Genomic DNA, 16,626 nt, shown 5'->3' with positions numbered 1-16,626 from the left:
ATGTAACAGAACTAGTCACGTAACAGAACTACTCATGTAACAAATAGCTTTAAACGTGCAGCGATCGCTGTAGGGGTTTCTGCACGCCAATTTTTTGAAAGAAGCACATTTCCAAGGAGATAATAATGGCAATTCAATATAAGAAAAAGGCGATAAAAACAGCTTCAACTGGCGAACAAGATACAAGCCGAATCGTCAGCGACATGCTTGCTAAAATTGCAGAAGGTGGTGAACAACAAGTCGTCGACTTCACAAAATCCTTCGACGATTGGGATGGCGATATCCTTGTTGGTGAAGAAGCGATTCAAGCTGCCGAAGAGCAACTCACCGATCAGATGAAGGCGGACATCAAATTTGCTTACGACCGAGTCAAACGATTCGCTCAAGCGCAATTAGATTCTTTAAAAGAGTTCGAAGTGGAGCTGTCTCCTGGCTTATACGCAGGGCAAAAGCTTATCCCAATGAACACTGCGGGCTGTTATGTACCGGGAGGACGATACTCTCACATTGCGTCAGCCATCATGAGTATCACCACCGCCAAAGTAGCGGGCGTAAAAAATGTTGTGGCTTGCTCTCCAGCTCGACCTGAGGTTGGCATTAACCCAGCGGTGCTCTACACCATGAAACTGTGTGGCGCAGATTATATGTTGGCACTAGGTGGCGTTCAGGGTATTGCATCTATGGCGAATGGTTTATTTACCGGAAACAAAGCCGACATATTGGTGGGACCAGGTAATCGGTTTGTCGCGGAATCTAAGCGTCAACTTTACGGTCAAGTCGGTATAGACATGTTTGCTGGTCCGTCTGAAATTGCAGTGATTGCGGATGAAACAGCGGATCCTGAAATCGTCGCTGTTGACTTGGTAGGCCAAGCCGAACATGGCTTCGATAGCCCTGCTTGGTTATTCACAACGTCTGATTCGCTTGCAGAACAAGTGATGAAGCGAGTTCCGGAGCTGATCGCCGACCTGCCAGACACAGCCAAACAAGCTGCGACTGCTGCTTGGGATGATTATGGTGAAGTCATTGTGTGTGACACGCGCGAAGAAGTGGTTCAAATCAGTGACGAATACGCCTCGGAGCATTTGGAAGTTCAAACTGACGATCTTGATTGGTGGCTAGAAAACTTATCGAACTACGGCTCACTTTTCTTAGGAGAGGAATCCACTGTCGCATTTGGTGATAAGTGCTCAGGGCCTAACCACATTCTTCCGACCAAAGGCGCGGCGAAGTACACCGGTGGATTGTCGGTCAGCAAGTTCATTAAGATCTGTTCGTTCCAACGCCTGAGCGAAGAAGCGAACCGTGAGGTTGCCGCCGTTACCGCGCGTATTTCTCGTCTTGAAGGTATGGAAGCGCATGCCAGAACAGGTGATGCTCGATTGGCAAAATACTTCCCTGAAGAACAGTTTGAGTTGGGATACAAATAATGAGCACATCGGCGAATTTCTCTATTGAAGGGCAAGTCGCACTGGTCACTGGCGGCGGTTCCGGTATCGGCCGCCAGTTTGCCAAAACGCTTGCGGCCGCTGGTGCTAAAGTTGTCATCATGGGCAGGCGTGATTCTCCCCTCAAAGACACAGTGGCAGAGATCGAGATGGAGGGAGGAACGGCGAGTTACATTCGTTGCGATTTAACACGCTTTGACCAGTTAGAACAACATATTGCGCAGTGCAAATCCATCTATGGTGCGCCGGATATTTTGGCGAATGTTGCAGGTCAGAACTTGCGCCAACCCGTTGATGAAGTTGATGAGACGAGCTGGGATAGCACTCTCAACATCAACCTAAAATTGCCCTTCTTTCTTGCAAAAGCCTTGGTACCAGACATGAAAGAAAAGGGATACGGAAAGATCATCAATATCGCCTCACTGCAAAGCGAGCGTGCGTTTGCCAACAGTGTGCCTTACGGCGCATCGAAAGGTGGCGTATGTCAGCTGACTCGTGCCATGGCAGAAGCTTGGTCTGGTGACGGCATCACGTGCAACGCCATCGCTCCTGGCTTCTTCCCGAGTGAATTGACGCAACCCTTGTTTGAAGATGCAGACAAACTGCAAGTACTCGCCAATCAAACGGCGATTGGCAGAAACGGGGAAATGGAAGATTTAAATGGTCCCATACTGTTTTTTGCTTCACACGCTTCGGACTACGTAACGGGTCAAACCTTGTTTGTGGATGGTGGGTTTACGGCTAAGTGACGGTGAATTTAAAAAGGATAGAATCATGAAAGCACTCGTTTATACCAATAAAAACGAAGTCACCTTTGAAATGCAAAACACGCCTACCCCGCAGGAAGGCGAGGTATTGGTGAAAATAGAGAAAGCGGGCATTTGCGGTTCCGATATGCACGCTTATCACGGACACGACCCAAGACGCGTACCCCCTTTGATTCTTGGGCATGAAGCCTGTGGTATTGCCATGAATGGTAAGTACTTGAACAAGCGAGTTGTCCTTAACCCTTTGATTACATGCATGGAGTGCGCCGACTGCTTAAGCGGCAGAACTAATTTGTGTGAAAATCGAACGGCCATTGGGTTAAAAATGCCAGGTGCGTTTGCTGAATATACGGTGATACCGGAAACCAATCTCATTCCAGTGCCTGAGGGTATGAAACCAGAACATGCCGCCTTAGCCGAACCCGCAGCAACGGCTTTACACGCCATAGCGCTGGTGGAAAAACACATGCACCGGACGTTAAGTGAAAGCACTGCAATGGTCATTGGTGGCGGGTCCATCGGGTTGCTTTGCGCCCTTTTTCTCAAACTAAAAGGCGCAAGACACATTATTCTAAGTGATACGAACGCGCAAAGGCTCAACACCGCTAGGGTTTCTGGAATTACTGACTTACACAACCCAGCTAAAGACGAACCCGTTGATGAATCTAGTATTGATGTGGTTGTCGATGCAGTAGGCTCTAGCCATACACGCAATGCGGGGATGAACGCGGTTAAACAGGGTGGCGTATTCATGCATGTGGGGTTACAAGATTCCTTTGGCGAATTCGATGTACGGAAAATGACCCTTCAAGAAGTCGCTGTTTTGGGTTCATTTTCTTACACTCAACTGGATATGATTTCAGCCGTAGATGCTTTACACCGTGGTGCATTGGGTGAGTTATCGTGGATTGAGGAGCGCCCTTTAAGTTTGGGAAGTCAGGCTTTTGATGATCTTGATAACAACCGAACCGCAGCAGCCAAAATCATTCTCGATGTAAGTGCCTAACGCAACAAACCGTTCCTAAAAAATCCCTAGAAAACCACTAGGGATTTTTCTAACTGGTATCACACCTAAATTCGCTCAAAACACTGTATTTATTCCATTCCACTACAGACAGCTTACCTCTTGATTGTTAATATGAAGCTTAAGAAACGAACGAGTAAAGAGCACACATCTCATGAATAAACCCACCCACTTTCTTCCTTTGTACATGCAAGTAAAAGAGCTTTTGATACAAAGATTGATCGATAAAGTGTGGTTACCGGGTAGCCCTTTACCCAGTGAATTTCAGTTAGCGGATGAGTTGCAAGTCAGCCAGGGCACTGTAAGGAAGGCCCTCGATGAATTGGCAGCGGAAAAGTTGGTGGTTCGTCGACAAGGTAAAGGCACTTACGTAGCCGAACACACACAAGAACAACCGCTCTACCATTTCTTTCGATTAGTTGATTTACAAGGGAAACGTCATCTTCCTGAAAGTACAATACTCGACTTTAATCGCTACCCTGCCACTCTTCTCGAAAGCGAATCGTTGGATTTATCCGATGAAGAACAAGTTATTCGAATTACTCGAACTCGCGCACTTGAAGGTGTTCCTGTCATATACGAGACTATCTCTCTGCCAGAAAAGCTGTTCGCCAACATGCCGCTAACCGATGAGCTTCCCAATACGCTATATAGCTTTTACCAGCGTGAATTTGGGTTGTCTGTGGTTAAAGTTATCGAAAAGCTGAGAGCCGTTTTGTCAAATGACACAGAAGAAACCCACCTAGAGATAAAGACTGGAACACCACTGCTAGAAGCCAAACGTGTGGCATACGCTTTGAATGGAGAAGCGGTGGAACTTAGAGTCACGCGCTGCCATACCGATCAGCATTGTTACTTGAACGAACTGAGCTAGAAGAACACCTCGTAAACTTGCGTCGATCTCCTGCAGCTAATTCTGGAAGGTATTCGTCTGTAAGCTATTCGTTTCTGTAGAGCCCTTGCTCCCTCAAGCAGGGACGAAAAAGCCTTTCTAAAAAGAAAGGCTTGGGAGTGATTGATATAAGTGACCGTGGATTCGAAAATCGCTATGCGCTTCGATACAACTTAGTGAGTGAAAACTCAACATGACCAAGAACTTCCGCACAGGTATTACGACCATTTGCTGTGTCTATAACCATTTCGATCAATTCATCTCCAGCTTCATCCAACGTCATTTCGTGGCGTAGAATTGCAGACACATCGTGATCGATATGCTCACTCATTGTACGCACTGTTCTTGGGTTTCCAGTGATCTTAAGCACAGGCATAATTGGGTTGCCAATTACGTTACCTTGTCCCGTTGGGAATAGGTGAACCGCATAGCCACCAGCGGCTTGTAGAGTATTACATTCTGCTGCGGCAGAAGAAGTATCCATAAAGTACAAACCAGGGCCTTTCGCTGGTGTTTCAGCTGGCTCTAACACGTCTACGTACTGTGTTTTCTTACCGATTTTTTGCACGTTACCGAGCGCTTTCTCTTCAATCGTGGTTAAGCCACCTTCGATGTTCCCTTTCGTCGGTTGCGAGTCAGAAAGATCGTTCGTTTTCTCTGCCAGAATAAACTCGTTATAGGATGACCAAGTTTTCATAAACTTCTCGCCAGCTTCTGGCGTAGCCGCTCGACCTTTAACAATCTGCTCGGCACCCGTGATTTCCGATGTTTCTCCAAAGCATGTTGTCGCACCCGCTTCGTTCATCTTGTCGATGAAGTTACCCACGGTTGGGTTAGCAGATAAACCAGACGTCGTATCCGATTCACCACATTTCACAGCGACCCATAAGTCACTAATTGGGCACTCTTCTCGGCTTAATGCTGTCGCGTAGTGGACAAACTCTTTTGCCGTACGAGACGCCGCAGCCACAGTGTTAATGTCGCCGTTTTGCTCAATCGAAAACCCTTTTACTGGTTTGCCCGTTTCAGCAATGCCATCCACTACCTTCTGTGTCCAACCTGGCTCGATACCAATGACCACTACTGCGGCAACGTTTGGATTCGCACCCGTTCCAATAATGGTTCTAAAATGCAAATCCAGATCGGCACCGAATTGCAAACGACCATATGCGTGTGGAATCGCGATGGTGCCTTTAATGTTATTGGCAACGGATTCACACGCTGCGTTTGAAATGTCATCCAACGGAAGAATCAGTACATGGTTGCGTACGCCCACTCGACCGTTTTCGCGACGATAACCCATAAATGTATTACGTTTCATTTTTATCACTCCTTTGATTACCAGCGCTTGGTTTTAATATTGTGAACGTGAGCGTGACCGCCAGCAGAGATAGATTCCACGACTTTGCCCATGTCTTCGTTGTACTTGATAATGGTGTCGCCCACATCAAGATCCCTCAAAGCAATTTTATGACCAAGGGGAATGTCATTCAGTGCAGTCAAAACGATCTCTTCATCGGTATCCATCATGTATCCGGTGACTTGCATGCCTTTCACAACATTCTCAACCACCATTACGCCCACGCTATCGTTTACGTCGTGAACTAGGAAGTGTGTTTCGCTCATATCTCTGTCCTTAGTTGCGTTATTTAGACCACCTGAAAACCCTCTCTCAGGCATATGTTCTTGTGACTTGTTGATGTTGAGATCCAAAGTACCAATCGATTAATTTGCAATCAATAGGATTTTATATCTTATATCTTATATAAGACATAAGATATATGGAAGAACTTCATTTTAAATATTTATTATTCAATAACCTATTGGTAAACAACACTAGAAATACGTCATTTATTCAATTTCAATAATCGTGATTTACTTCAAATTATCATTTTCATCCAAATCAGTATGAGAGGATCAACACTTGGATCATTTACTATCGCAACTTGCAATTGACGGTCTTTGCCCCAAAGTTAATCAGAGCTTCAAGTTTAAATAATGCCAATCGTTAGGAGATAAAGATGATCTCTACTCTATCTAAAATTTTTAAGCAGCTTACTGAAGGCAGCGATCTGAATTCAGGCGAATCGACCCACCCCAATTTGGCCATTGCCTCACTGTTTTTTGAAGTGTCTGGAGCTGATCACCACATTGATGAATCGGAAGAAAAAGCCACTTTGTCCATGCTAAAGAAAGTGCTCGAAGTGGATGAAGCAGAAGCGAAAGCCTTATTGGAACAAGCTAAGAATCAATCAAAAGATGTCTCTTCTCTCTATGAGTTTACTTCTCAACTCAGACACCTTGATCAACCAGAACGCATTGCTGTCATCAAAGCTTTGTGGGAGGTCGCCTACGCCGACAAGCATTTGGATCCTTTAGAGGAATCCGTCATCAGAAAAGCGGCTGAATTACTTTATGTTGATCATAAAGATTTCATCAAGACTAAATTGGAAGTGACGGGAGATAGGTGATAGGTTCCCCCCGACTAAGACGGGTTACCTAAAGGAACTTTTCAATCAATATTTCATCTATCAGCTTGCCACGCATTTTTGCATGGCTTTTTGCTGTCCCGATGACTTCAAACCCGTGGTTTAGATACGTTGACAGCGCCCTGCCGTTGTCTCCTCTCACGTACGCAAATAACTTCTCGTACCCTTTACCTTTCGCTGAATAGAACGTCGCTTGAAACAATTGCTTTGCGATACCTTGCCTTCGAAATTGGCTATCCACGAAAGTACCGATTACACCAACATGATCAAATGCTTTTGTGTAAGCGGCAAATGGCTCTACATTTTGAAAACCGACCACAGTATTGCACTGTTCTAATACCGCGACCTGAAACACACCACGCGTTGGAAATTGTCGAATAAACGCTTCTTCTTCCTTCAGAGAAAAGGTCTTATCCAATATGGTGAAACGCCCCTCTTCAATGATCGGATTCAGTATGTTGATGATGCCCAATGCGTCCGACACCTCTGCTTCCCTAACAACAATATTCAACGTTTCGTCACCTGCCAACTCACAACTCATGTTAAACCCATTACTTTGTATTTATAAGCCAATGGAAATAAGGTCTCTCCCCTTCCCATCGCTCAATGGTGGCACCCAACCCTACATAAAATTGATGAGCACGTTTATTCAACGGGCTTGCCGTCCACGAAATATGAGAAACGGAATGCTCTTCGGCAATTTCAAATAGAGTTTTCAGAATATGACGACCATATCCTTTAGACCGATGCTCTCCTACAACCAATAAATCATCAAGCCAAACAGAAGGTGTGCCGCTAAATGACGAATACCGGTAATGGTACAAAGCAAAACCCTGCACACGATTATCTACCTCAAGCAAAATGGCATGAGCAAAAGGTTGAGGACCAAATAGTGTTGATTCGATTTTGTTTACGGTTGTCGTAACTTCACCAGAGAATCCTTTCATTTGGCGATCAAATTCTGCTTTTTCCTTAATCAAATCAAGTAAGAGGCTGGCATCTTCTACTGTGGCTTTCCTTATCCGCACTCCGTTGCTCCTTCAATTTAATTGAATGTTTGGATATAAAGAGACTCGACTTTGTCGCGGGCCCATTGGGTCTTTCTTAGAAATTTGAGTGACGACTTTATCGATGGGTCATTGTAAAAGCAGTTCACATTAATCTCGTTATATAACCCATCCCAGCCGTAGTGCTCAACAAGCCGCGTGAGTATTTTTTCTAACGTGAGTCCGTGAAGTGGGTTATTTGGTTGAGATTGAGTCATGGAGCGTTATTCCTATCTACATGCAGTCTGAAATGGCACAAAGAACGCATCATATCAGGCATTGAGTGGCTACCCACGCGTTTTATTCAGCGCTCGAAGCTTTTGTTTAACGCTCCAAGTTTTTATTTAACTCACGGAGCTTTTGTTTCGCCTTCGAAGCTTTGTTTCGCCTCCCAAGCAATCGAACGAGCGAACGAGAGCGTCATTAAGGAAAAAAAGCATCCGCGGGCAAACTCAGTGCGATTTCTTCGGTGGCACCGTGCTCTTCTATGTATTGCGTAATTAAGTTGAAACCAACCCAATACCCAGCGTATTTAGGAAATCTTCCGTTATCGGTACCAAAGAAATATTCCGCAAAATTAAAGTCTTTGCTAGCCAGATTAGGCTCCATTTCTTCAAGTAGATTACGCCAACATACGTCTTCCATGCCAGTAAACAGTGATGGAATCACACCACCATTAAACCTTTGTTCGAAGTGACACGCTAACCCCTCGTAAACCAAGTTTTCAGCTAACGTATCTCCAGGAAGCCCCAACTTCATACGTTCTATATGGTTTACTTCGTGTGCCAGAACTGCCCCAAACTCTTTCGCAATGATGCTTTTGACGTCATCTCTGTCGGTATCCAACATGATTTCGATACGATAACGATTGATCGCCCATCCACCAATACCTGAATTCGGTGCTTCCCCTTTTTCATAGGGGCTTAGCGTAACGTCGACATCATCCAAATCGAAATATTTGCATAATGGTTTAGACGCAAGGTGAAAGTAGCGTTCTAATTCTGTATCCAGACCATCAAGCTTTCCCGATGCATTTAAAATCGTTAGTTTCACCTAACACTCCCTTTCACTTTGCTTTGACTTTCGCAAATCAAATTTGAATCCAAAAAGACTTGTTTAAGCCTTGATTTTGCTTTGTCGAAAATGGCTTGGTTGATCTCGGGAGCTGTTTTGCTCTCCCACCCTTCGCTCGGTAAATAGTTGGTGTAACGCAGCTCAATTTGAATGGCTTCAACATTTGGGTTATTGCAGTATTTTGCAGTGATATACCCTCCAGTGAATACATTGTTTAACTCGGTTTCAAAGCCATTACGTTCAAATGAGGTGTTTAGTTTCTCTAAAAATTCCGGTGAAGAGCTTTTTCCATGAACATTGCCTAAGCAAATATCACAGCTTAAAGGCCCCATAAAACTGTGTAAGTCAATTAGGTAGGCAACGCCGAATCGCTGTATAGCGCTTTTTATCAGTTCATCAAGTGCGGAATGATAAGGAAGATAAAAGGATTCGATTCTCTTAGAAACTTCAGAGGTAGAAGGTTTTACTCGGTAGATCTCCTCCCCCCAAGTATTTCGCTCGTAAACAATGGCTTGTTTAAACTCGCCAAACGAATCTTTTTTTAGCTCTCTATTTAGGTCGACCACATATCGACTCATGCTCGTGGAAATGATGTTTACGTTATATTCATAGAGAAAATCATAAAGCTCATTCAAGTGCCAATCCATATTGGGTAGAGAGCGTCGACCTAAGTCAGATAAATTGTTGAGTGCTTCTTCACACAGCTCGACACCGCTGTGAGGAAAGCTAAATATATAAGGTGACGACGGATCTTTCTTTACTTTCAGCCAATGCAATTATTCACTCCTTGATGGTCATCCATCGAATAACTTGGTTGTATTGAGATGAGAGGAGACACGGAGAAACCAGCCACCTCAAACTCATAGGTATTTAATGGCGGCAATCATACTCACACTCTGTATACACAGCTAATCACATCAGAAAGATTCATAGAAATTTTGAGAAGCACATCGAAGAACTAAGAAAGAGCGATTTATATCTAAGTTCAGAAAACACAAAGCTTCTGCGCTGAATTAGCGCAGAAGCTCTGAAATACTGTTGCGATTGGGCAAATCACCCAGTCAGCTATATAAAGCATCGGTAAGTCAGATTTGAATTTTTGGAGCCTGTCGATCTAGTCAGAAAAAACCAGTTTATTCTTATCGAGATCCCTAACATACGCAGAAAAGCGAGGACCACGCTGGTTTGGCTCCCCTTCACAAGTACCACCTAATTCAATGGCTTTTTCATAGAGCCTTTTTACTTCATTGGTGGATCCAACGCTAAAACCAACCATTGTTCCGTTTCCATTAGTGGCTGTTTCTTTATCAAAAGGGATAGCCACTGCAAACGCAAAGTCTTGGTTTTCATCTTGCCAGTAGGTCATTCGATCTGTCGCCAATACTTGGCTTAGCCCTGTATTTTCGAATAGCGAATCATAGAATGTGTTCGCAGCTTCAATATTATTGGTTCCTACAACGAAATAGTTCATTTTCATAGCTTGATACTCTCCACTAGTTTGAAAACCGATAGTGAACTGATTCCCTGACAGAGGGTGTCAGTAGTGGTTTAGGAACCTTACTAGAGCGTGTGTTGATGTTTTCTCTTCCACTACAAACATCGAGGTGGAGATCGATATGAACCTGATGATTTGGAAGCCAAATTCAATGTAAAGAATCGGTATATTGGAGAGCAAAAGACAGCACCCAATATTAACGGGTAATGCAATGGTTAATTGTTAAAAGTACGAAGGTATTGGACCTTCACAATAAGATGGGTCGTTAGAAATACACATACAATCTGTACCTTGAACGCTCGTAAAACCGAGCTTGGCATAATATCCACGATCGATATCGCTATGAAGATAAATTGCTTTGGCATGGTGAACACTTAACAGATTCTCCTTCACCAAACTGACGAGTTTTGTACCGTGACCTTGTCGCCGAAATTTAGGAGAGGTGGCCACTGAGCCTATACCAAAGCAACCCTCTTTTAGCCCAAAATGATTTGAATACACGAGTAGGGAAGAAACGGGATTACCATGCAATATAAACACGTACCAAGTACCTGATTGGTACTTTTTGCTGAGTCGACAACTATCGAGATAGTCTGCCATAGAAGCTCCATCGCCCCATATGTCGAATCCCATCATGTAGATTAGTTCTAGTTCATCAACCGTTGCTTTTCTCGCATACACCCTTGTAACCTTCTTATCCAAATCAACCCTATACAACAAACTTTCGCAGCAAGTCTTGAGCAATCACGATGTCTGTTTCAACATAACGTGTACCGGTAACTTTTCAAAGCCAAGTTGAGCCCAATACTCGGTAGTGCTTTCCAAATTGATAACCGAAACAGTTAAAGCTCCTCTTGCTCGAAACTTTTCAACTACAGCATCAACCAACTTTGTTCCTATGCCTCTTTTTTTAAAATTTTGAGAAACGGAGACCAGTTGAATTTGAGCTCTAGAGCCGTCATAAAATCCTTTTGCAAATCCGCAGACAACCCCTTCGATTTCAGCGACTAAAAAAACTGCACCATCACACTGAGATACCCTTCTCATTGAGTTTTTTCCCTCAACTTCTGGGTAGTCAAATTGACCATTTTCAATAAGAATGCGTTCTAATACATCACCGTCAGACTCAGTAAAGCCTCTAAATTTCACTTCCAATGCAGTTGTCTCTCCATACTTATACAACGCCTAAATAAGAGGCATTGAGTTATTTAACTTGAACTCGGGATAAGATGCTAGCGAATCCATTCAAACATAAATGTTACTTGTCCCAAGCCGACACTCTAAAAAGCCTACACAGAAAATTGTCGTATGCTGTAAACCACCTCAAACACAAAACTCAATACAAGCTAAAAGTGCTACTCAAATCCCTAACTGGTCATAACGCTCGGTCATTTTCTGAATCTGTCGAAGACATGATCGCATCTGTATAACGTTGACCAACTACGACCTGTTCGTTGATCATTTGATCCAACATAACGAGCGTTTGTTTATCCAATACCAAATCGGAAGCACCAATATTTTCTTCCATATATTCAATAGTTTTAGTGCCCGGAATGGGAACTAACGTTTTATTGCCGTTCGAATCGGCTTGATTCGTCAGCCATGCTAACGACAACTGTGCCATAGAGCACCCAAGTTGCTCCGCAAGCTTTTTAAAAGGGACCAACAGCTGCTTATTTTGTTGAAAAGCAAGCGGTTCAAAACGCGGTCTGGCGTTTGTACACCGAATATCATTGTCGGGCAATTGGGTGACATCCAAAGCCTTACCTGTGAAGAATTGACGCCCCAAGGGAGAAAAAGGAACGAACGTAACACCTAAATCGGTGCAGGTTTGCAACAAGCGAAACTCTGGAGTGCGAGACCATAACGAGTATTCAGATTGAACCGCTGCAACAGCGTACTCCTTATGAGCTCGACTTAACGTATTACTGGATATTTCAGACAACCCTATTTCTCGGATTTTCCCTTCACGAACCAAATCGCCTAAAGCACCAACGCTTTCTTCGATGGGCACAGTGGGATCCAAGCGATGAAGGTAATAAAGATCGATAACATCCGTTTTCAACCGTTTCAGGCTGGCTTCACATTGCGCCTTTAACGTGTCAGGACGTCCGTCAATAATGGCTTTGCCTTGATGGTCTTTAACAAACCCACATTTACTCGCCAGCACATATTCATCGCGTCGCGACCTGAGTGTTTCTCCAATCAAAGATTCGTTGTGACCTCCGCCATACATCGAAGCGGTATCCAAAAATCGATACCCCACATCAAGGGCTCGATTCAATAACTTCGCCGAGGTCGCGTCGTCTGCAGGACCATATCCCATAGACATGCTCATGCACCCTAACCCAATAGGTGACACATTCAATGATCCTATACGTCGCGTTTCCATACTCATCCTTGATTGGTATTACTGTTTATTTATTCGAGAGATTCAATACTTTTTCAATTTGATCAAGTACCTTCATCGCAGACAAAGCTTGATGAACGCTGGCATTGGGCTCTCTTTTTTCACGAATTGCCGCAAAGAACTCCCTGTCTTGCAATTCGATGCCATTCATTGATACATCGACATTTGAAACGTCGATCGGGTTTTCTTTGCCATCAACAAGATCGTCGTAACGTGCGATGTAAGTGCCATTATCACAAATATAACGAAAGAACGTGCCAAGAGGACCGTCATTATTGAACGAAAGCGACAGTGTACAAATCGCGCCAGATTCTGTTTTTAGCCCAATGCTCATGTCCATCGCAATACCCAACTCTGGGTGTTTTGGTCCTTCCATCGCTTGAACTTGAACGATTTCTTCACCCGTTTGATAAGCAAATAGATCCACAGTATGGCAGGCATGGTGCCACAATAAGTGATCTGTCCAACTTCTTGGTTGCCCCAACGCATTCAAATTTTTCCTACGGAAAAAGTAGGTTTGTACATCCATTTGCTGAATGCTCATTTCACCCTGTTTGATTTTGTTGTGGACGTATTGGTGGCTAGGATTAAATCGGCGTGTATGCCCTGCCATCGCGATCAAACCTGTCTCGTTTTGCATTTGGCAGATGGATTCCGCATCCACCAATGAATCCGCCATCGGGATTTCTATCATCACGTGCTTGCCCGCTTTCATTACTTGCAAAGCTTGCTTAGCGTGAATTGGTGTTGGCGAAGTAATGATGGCCGCTTCTACACCCGGTTGCGCGAGTGCCTCTTCCAGATCCAGTGTCCAATGCGCAATTCCGTATTTTTTTGCTGTTAATTCAGTACTTTCTTGTACGCCACCAGCAATACTTACGACTTCAACATCGTCTATGTTTTTTATAGCATCGAGGTGTTTATGACCAAACGCGCCTTCTCCAACTAGACAAATTTTCATTCTAACGTCCTTTTTTTGTTACGCGCTCAGCGGTATTTTCTAACAGCGTCATGGCATAGTGTGTGTTTGATATCGGGGCATGAGTAAATCGGTGAACTTCATCTACATTAGATTGCAGGGCACCACGCATCACCAGCCACATAATGGCTTCTATGCCTTCAGAGCCAGTCTCTCGAATATACTCAGTATGCGGAGTGTCCTTAATAGATTCAGGATCGTTCACAAATTGGTTTAACCAATTGATGTCGTAATCAACATTAATTAACCCTGCACGCTCTCCTTGCAATTGGTGTGACAACCCCCCCGTACCAAACACCACAACGTTCAGATCTTTAGGGAAAGATTCCACCGCTTTTCGGATTGCTTTGCCTAAGTTGTAGCAACGGTTGCCCGTTGGTTGAGGGTACTGCACAACATTCACAGCCAAAGGAATGACCTGGCACGGCCACGACTCGGGTTTTCCGTACATGATGGACAAAGGAACCGTCAAACCGTGGTCTACTGGCATTTCGTTAACAATAGTCATGTCGAATTCGTCGAAGATCAAAGACTCGGCGATGTGCCACGCTAATTCAGAGTTTCCCTTACACGCTGGTACCTTACGGGGTCCGTACCCTTCGTCGGCAGGTTGAAACTCGGGCGCGACCCCAATAGAGAAGGTAGAGATAGACTCTAGAGAGAACGCGGACGCGTGATCGTTATAGACGATAATGCACACATCTGGCTTTACTTGTTCCATCCATTCGCGAGCCGGTTGAATACCTTCAACAAAGGGCTGCCAATAGTCGCCAGTCATGGTGTTGTTGTCCATTGTGGCGCCGACCAATGGGATATGAGAAGTACCTACCCCTGCAATAACTTTAGCCATTTTGATTCCCCTGTTCTTTTTTACTGCGGTTCCCCTTTATTGAGCGTCCGCCGTCTAGCATCATTTGCCTAAACTCTTCGACCGTCATCTCGGTTCCCGACATCGCGGCACCGGCATGTTGCATGGTCAGCCCATCGAAAATGGCCAGTTTAAAGGTGTAATAAATGTTGCCACCTAACTTCAGCATTTGTAGCCATTCTCGATTCAGTACGGCTTGCTTTTGTTCTTCCGTCAAAGCGTATTTATTGACGTAAGCTTGCTCATCCTTTTCAAATTCATCGCGATTTTCTTGCTTGTTCAAAGACATACAAAACATGTTCAAATGGTAGCCTTTTCGCGATTGTTCACCATCAAATACATAAGTACCCGGAATATCGTCGTAATCACGTTCGTCTCTCATAACAAACCCACCTCTTTTAATCGATTGTCCAGTCGAGAAAAAACCTGCCGAACATTCCCGGACAATATTTTTTGTTTGTTTTCTTGCGATAAATTTGAGCCGTCAATGTAGCGCTTCGTATCATCAAAATAGTGACCCGTCTTAGGATCAATACCTCTGACCGCGCCCAACATTTCTGAAGCAAACAGTATGTTTTCTATTGGTACCACCTTATTGAGTAAGTCGATGCCTTCCTGATGGTAGACACACGTATCAAAGTAAATATTATCTTTGATGAACTCCTCTAATGGTTGAAGCCCAAGCATATCGGACAGGCCTCTGAAACGTCCCCAATGGTAGGGAACGGCGCCTCCCCCATGGGGAATAATAAATTTCAAATCGGGGAAATCTTTAAACAGTGTTTTTGATTTCATCAACTGTTCAAAAGCCACCGTATCTGCGCCCAAGTAATGCGAGCCTGTTGTATGGAAGCATGGGTGACAACAACCACTCACATGGATCATGGCAGGCACACCCAACTCGGACATTTTCTCGTAGATTGGGTAGTAATAGCGGTCATCCAGCGGCGGAGCGGTCCAATGCCCTCCCGAAGGATCTGGGCTTAAGTTACAGCCTACAAACCCCAATTCAGTTACGCAGCGTTCCAGCTCTGCTGCACTGGCTTTTAAATCGGAATTCGGCGATTGCGGCAATTGCGCTGCACCAATAAAGTTCTTGGGATAGAGCTGCGTAATCCGATAAATCAGATCGTTACAATGCTCACTCCAATATTTACTGGTCGTCTGGTTCCCAATGTGGTGCCCCATCCAGCTAGCACGAGGCGAGAATATCGTAACGTGGGAACCGCGTTCAGTTTGAAGCTTTAGCTGCGCCCCTTCTAAGCTTTCGCGTATTTGATCATCACTGATTTCTACTATGCCTTTTACATGCTCAAAAAGAGGATCTTCCGCGAGCTCTTTTTTCTGCTGCTCTCGGTAATCGCCGAGCTCACTCGGTGCCGTGGTGTAATGCCCATGGCAATCAATCACTAACGCATTTTCATTCATTTCAGATCCTCCAATGAATCTAAGTATCGGAATCCAGCCGCTTCCAATTTGGGACGCATGTTATACATATCCAAACCCAGTACGCCGCTCGCCAATTTTTGACGTTTTTCTTCTTCATTTGCCTCACGCTGTTGAGCGGCTTCTAACGTGGTTTCTGCCAACTGTTGAGGAACGACACAAACCCCATCGTCATCAGCGACCACCACATCACCGGGCATCACCATTTGACCACCGCACACAATCGGAACGTTGACCGAACCGAGAGTATTTTTGACCGTTCCTTTAATCGATACCGCCCTTGACCAAACTGGAAAATCCATTTCTTCAAGGTCTCGCACATCGCGTACACCAGCATCGATAATCAACCCCTTCACTCCTCTAGCTTGCGCCGAGGTCGCTAATAAATCGCCAAAGTAGCCATCACCGGAAGACGACGTCGTACCGATCACCAAAATATCACCCGGTTCACAGAGCTCTATCGCAACATGAACCATCCAATTGTCACCGGGTTGAGCCAAAATGGTTACTGCACTGCCTGAAATCCTTGCACCTCTGTATATGGGCCTTAATTCCGAACTGAGGTGCCCGATACGTTCCTGCGCTTCATGGACTGTTGCTGCTCCGCACTGCCCTAACGCTTCAATAGTTTTTCTATTCGCTCTGTTGATATTTCTTACTGCGACGCCTTGTATTAAATGGGTCATCG

Annotated in this window: 21 protein-coding genes; 5 read left to right on the top strand and 16 right to left on the bottom strand. The window is 44.6% G+C overall.

Features of this window, described 5'->3' with window-relative positions:
• Positions 1–125 precede the first annotated feature (125 nt).
• The 4 genes from hisD to LDO37_RS07630 all read left to right on the top strand — a co-directional run bounded on the left by hisD (position 126) and on the right by LDO37_RS07630 (position 4,113).
• Entirely contained in the window at positions 126–1,430 is a 1,305-nt protein-coding gene (hisD, locus tag LDO37_RS07645) for a histidinol dehydrogenase (RefSeq protein WP_126606267.1), read from the top strand.
• Entirely contained in the window at positions 1,430–2,197 is a 768-nt protein-coding gene (locus LDO37_RS07640) for an SDR family NAD(P)-dependent oxidoreductase (RefSeq protein ID WP_101113688.1), read from the top strand. Before hisD ends, LDO37_RS07640 begins: the two co-directional genes overlap by 1 nt.
• Positions 2,198–2,222: 25 nt before the next feature.
• Positions 2,223–3,221, top strand: coding sequence for an alcohol dehydrogenase catalytic domain-containing protein (locus LDO37_RS07635; RefSeq protein WP_104399070.1), 999 nt, complete (start codon positions 2,223–2,225; stop codon positions 3,219–3,221).
• A gap of 172 nt (positions 3,222–3,393) precedes the next feature.
• Positions 3,394–4,113, top strand: a complete 720-nt coding sequence (locus LDO37_RS07630; protein ID WP_126606268.1) for a GntR family transcriptional regulator — start codon at positions 3,394–3,396, stop codon at positions 4,111–4,113.
• Positions 4,114–4,285: 172 nt separating this feature from the next.
• Here the strand turns inward: LDO37_RS07630 and LDO37_RS07625 are convergent, their stop codons facing one another.
• The gene (locus LDO37_RS07625) at positions 4,286–5,452 is read right to left on the bottom strand and encodes a UxaA family hydrolase (protein WP_101113685.1); all 1,167 of its coding nucleotides are present in this window, start codon (positions 5,450–5,452) and stop codon (positions 4,286–4,288) included.
• 17 nt (positions 5,453–5,469) lie between these two features.
• On the bottom strand, positions 5,470–5,757 hold the full coding sequence (locus tag LDO37_RS07620) for a UxaA family hydrolase (RefSeq protein WP_101113684.1): 288 nt from the start codon (positions 5,755–5,757) through the stop codon (positions 5,470–5,472).
• A 395-nt stretch (positions 5,758–6,152) separates the two neighbouring features.
• On the opposite strand from LDO37_RS07620, the gene LDO37_RS07615 reads away from it, so the two are divergent.
• On the top strand, positions 6,153–6,602 hold the full coding sequence (locus LDO37_RS07615; RefSeq protein WP_126606269.1) for a tellurite resistance TerB family protein: 450 nt from the start codon (positions 6,153–6,155) through the stop codon (positions 6,600–6,602).
• Between the two features lie 28 nt (positions 6,603–6,630).
• Here the strand turns inward: LDO37_RS07615 and LDO37_RS07610 are convergent, their stop codons facing one another.
• From LDO37_RS07610 to LDO37_RS07545, 14 genes are all read right to left on the bottom strand, one after another.
• Entirely contained in the window at positions 6,631–7,161 is a 531-nt protein-coding gene (locus LDO37_RS07610) for a GNAT family N-acetyltransferase (protein ID WP_399481023.1), read from the bottom strand.
• Positions 7,162–7,171: 10 nt separating this feature from the next.
• Positions 7,172–7,648 carry a GNAT family N-acetyltransferase gene (locus tag LDO37_RS07605; protein WP_126606270.1) on the bottom strand — a complete coding sequence of 159 codons (477 nt, stop codon included), beginning with the start codon at positions 7,646–7,648 and terminating at the stop codon, positions 7,172–7,174.
• Between the two features lie 17 nt (positions 7,649–7,665).
• Positions 7,666–7,884 carry a VF530 family protein gene (locus LDO37_RS07600; RefSeq protein ID WP_101113680.1) on the bottom strand — a complete coding sequence of 73 codons (219 nt, stop codon included), beginning with the start codon at positions 7,882–7,884 and terminating at the stop codon, positions 7,666–7,668.
• Between the two features lie 205 nt (positions 7,885–8,089).
• Positions 8,090–8,719, bottom strand: a complete 630-nt coding sequence (locus LDO37_RS07595) for a DUF2268 domain-containing putative Zn-dependent protease (protein WP_126606271.1) — start codon at positions 8,717–8,719, stop codon at positions 8,090–8,092.
• Positions 8,716–9,516 carry an N-formylglutamate amidohydrolase gene (locus LDO37_RS07590; protein ID WP_126606272.1) on the bottom strand — a complete coding sequence of 267 codons (801 nt, stop codon included), beginning with the start codon at positions 9,514–9,516 and terminating at the stop codon, positions 8,716–8,718. The genes LDO37_RS07595 and LDO37_RS07590 overlap by 4 nt, the downstream gene beginning before the upstream one ends.
• 338 nt (positions 9,517–9,854) lie before the next feature.
• Positions 9,855–10,217 carry a VOC family protein gene (locus LDO37_RS07585; RefSeq protein ID WP_126606273.1) on the bottom strand — a complete coding sequence of 121 codons (363 nt, stop codon included), beginning with the start codon at positions 10,215–10,217 and terminating at the stop codon, positions 9,855–9,857.
• Between the two features lie 240 nt (positions 10,218–10,457).
• Complete coding sequence (locus tag LDO37_RS07580; protein WP_126606274.1) at positions 10,458–10,916, bottom strand: GNAT family N-acetyltransferase; 459 nt, start codon at positions 10,914–10,916, stop codon at positions 10,458–10,460.
• A 63-nt stretch (positions 10,917–10,979) separates the two neighbouring features.
• Positions 10,980–11,384 (bottom strand): GNAT family N-acetyltransferase, encoded by a 405-nt coding sequence (locus LDO37_RS07575; RefSeq protein ID WP_224055437.1) that lies wholly within the window; start codon positions 11,382–11,384, stop codon positions 10,980–10,982.
• A 226-nt stretch (positions 11,385–11,610) separates the two neighbouring features.
• Positions 11,611–12,627: an aldo/keto reductase gene (locus LDO37_RS07570; protein WP_126606276.1), complete on the bottom strand. Its 1,017-nt coding sequence runs from the start codon at positions 12,625–12,627 to the stop codon at positions 11,611–11,613.
• 25 nt (positions 12,628–12,652) lie between these two features.
• A complete protein-coding gene (locus LDO37_RS07565) occupies positions 12,653–13,606 on the bottom strand; it encodes a Gfo/Idh/MocA family oxidoreductase (RefSeq protein ID WP_126606277.1) in 954 nt (317 codons plus the stop codon).
• 1 nt (position 13,607) lies between these two features.
• Entirely contained in the window at positions 13,608–14,474 is an 867-nt protein-coding gene (locus LDO37_RS07560; protein ID WP_126606278.1) for a class III extradiol dioxygenase subunit beta, read from the bottom strand.
• Entirely contained in the window at positions 14,467–14,874 is a 408-nt protein-coding gene (ligA, locus tag LDO37_RS07555) for a protocatechuate 4,5-dioxygenase subunit alpha (protein ID WP_126606279.1), read from the bottom strand. Before ligA ends, LDO37_RS07560 begins: the two co-directional genes overlap by 8 nt.
• Positions 14,871–15,920 (bottom strand): amidohydrolase family protein, encoded by a 1,050-nt coding sequence (locus LDO37_RS07550; RefSeq protein ID WP_126606280.1) that lies wholly within the window; start codon positions 15,918–15,920, stop codon positions 14,871–14,873. The genes ligA and LDO37_RS07550 overlap by 4 nt, the downstream gene beginning before the upstream one ends.
• Positions 15,917–16,624 (bottom strand): 4-carboxy-4-hydroxy-2-oxoadipate aldolase/oxaloacetate decarboxylase, encoded by a 708-nt coding sequence (locus tag LDO37_RS07545; protein WP_126606281.1) that lies wholly within the window; start codon positions 16,622–16,624, stop codon positions 15,917–15,919. Before LDO37_RS07545 ends, LDO37_RS07550 begins: the two co-directional genes overlap by 4 nt.
• Positions 16,625–16,626 lie beyond the last annotated feature (2 nt).

Origin of the sequence: Vibrio penaeicida (assembly GCF_019977755.1) — a bacterium.
Classification (GTDB): domain Bacteria; phylum Pseudomonadota; class Gammaproteobacteria; order Enterobacterales; family Vibrionaceae; genus Vibrio; species Vibrio penaeicida.
This window is presented reverse-complemented; position numbering and strand designations above follow the sequence as displayed.

What these genes read in the sequence shown, in the direction of transcription:
- hisD (WP_126606267.1), top strand. Translation starts at nt 126, where the DNA reads ATGGCAATTCAATATAAGAAAAAGGCGATAAAAACAGCTTCAACTGGC.
- LDO37_RS07640 (WP_101113688.1), top strand. Translation starts at nt 1,430, where the DNA reads ATGAGCACATCGGCGAATTTCTCTATTGAAGGGCAAGTCGCACTGGTC.
- LDO37_RS07635 (WP_104399070.1), top strand. Translation starts at nt 2,223, where the DNA reads ATGAAAGCACTCGTTTATACCAATAAAAACGAAGTCACCTTTGAAATG.
- LDO37_RS07630 (WP_126606268.1), top strand. Translation starts at nt 3,394, where the DNA reads ATGAATAAACCCACCCACTTTCTTCCTTTGTACATGCAAGTAAAAGAG.
- LDO37_RS07625 (WP_101113685.1), bottom strand. Translation starts at nt 5,452, where the DNA reads ATGAAACGTAATACATTTATGGGTTATCGTCGCGAAAACGGTCGAGTG.
- LDO37_RS07620 (WP_101113684.1), bottom strand. Translation starts at nt 5,757, where the DNA reads ATGAGCGAAACACACTTCCTAGTTCACGACGTAAACGATAGCGTGGGC.
- LDO37_RS07615 (WP_126606269.1), top strand. Translation starts at nt 6,153, where the DNA reads ATGATCTCTACTCTATCTAAAATTTTTAAGCAGCTTACTGAAGGCAGC.
- LDO37_RS07610 (WP_399481023.1), bottom strand. Translation starts at nt 7,161, where the DNA reads ATGAGTTGTGAGTTGGCAGGTGACGAAACGTTGAATATTGTTGTTAGG.
- LDO37_RS07600 (WP_101113680.1), bottom strand. Translation starts at nt 7,884, where the DNA reads ATGACTCAATCTCAACCAAATAACCCACTTCACGGACTCACGTTAGAA.
- LDO37_RS07585 (WP_126606273.1), bottom strand. Translation starts at nt 10,217, where the DNA reads ATGAAAATGAACTATTTCGTTGTAGGAACCAATAATATTGAAGCTGCG.
- LDO37_RS07570 (WP_126606276.1), bottom strand. Translation starts at nt 12,627, where the DNA reads ATGGAAACGCGACGTATAGGATCATTGAATGTGTCACCTATTGGGTTA.
- LDO37_RS07565 (WP_126606277.1), bottom strand. Translation starts at nt 13,606, where the DNA reads ATGAAAATTTGTCTAGTTGGAGAAGGCGCGTTTGGTCATAAACACCTC.
- LDO37_RS07560 (WP_126606278.1), bottom strand. Translation starts at nt 14,474, where the DNA reads ATGGCTAAAGTTATTGCAGGGGTAGGTACTTCTCATATCCCATTGGTC.
- ligA (WP_126606279.1), bottom strand. Translation starts at nt 14,874, where the DNA reads ATGAGAGACGAACGTGATTACGACGATATTCCGGGTACTTATGTATTT.
- LDO37_RS07550 (WP_126606280.1), bottom strand. Translation starts at nt 15,920, where the DNA reads ATGAATGAAAATGCGTTAGTGATTGATTGCCATGGGCATTACACCACG.
- LDO37_RS07545 (WP_126606281.1), bottom strand. Translation starts at nt 16,624, where the DNA reads ATGACCCATTTAATACAAGGCGTCGCAGTAAGAAATATCAACAGAGCG.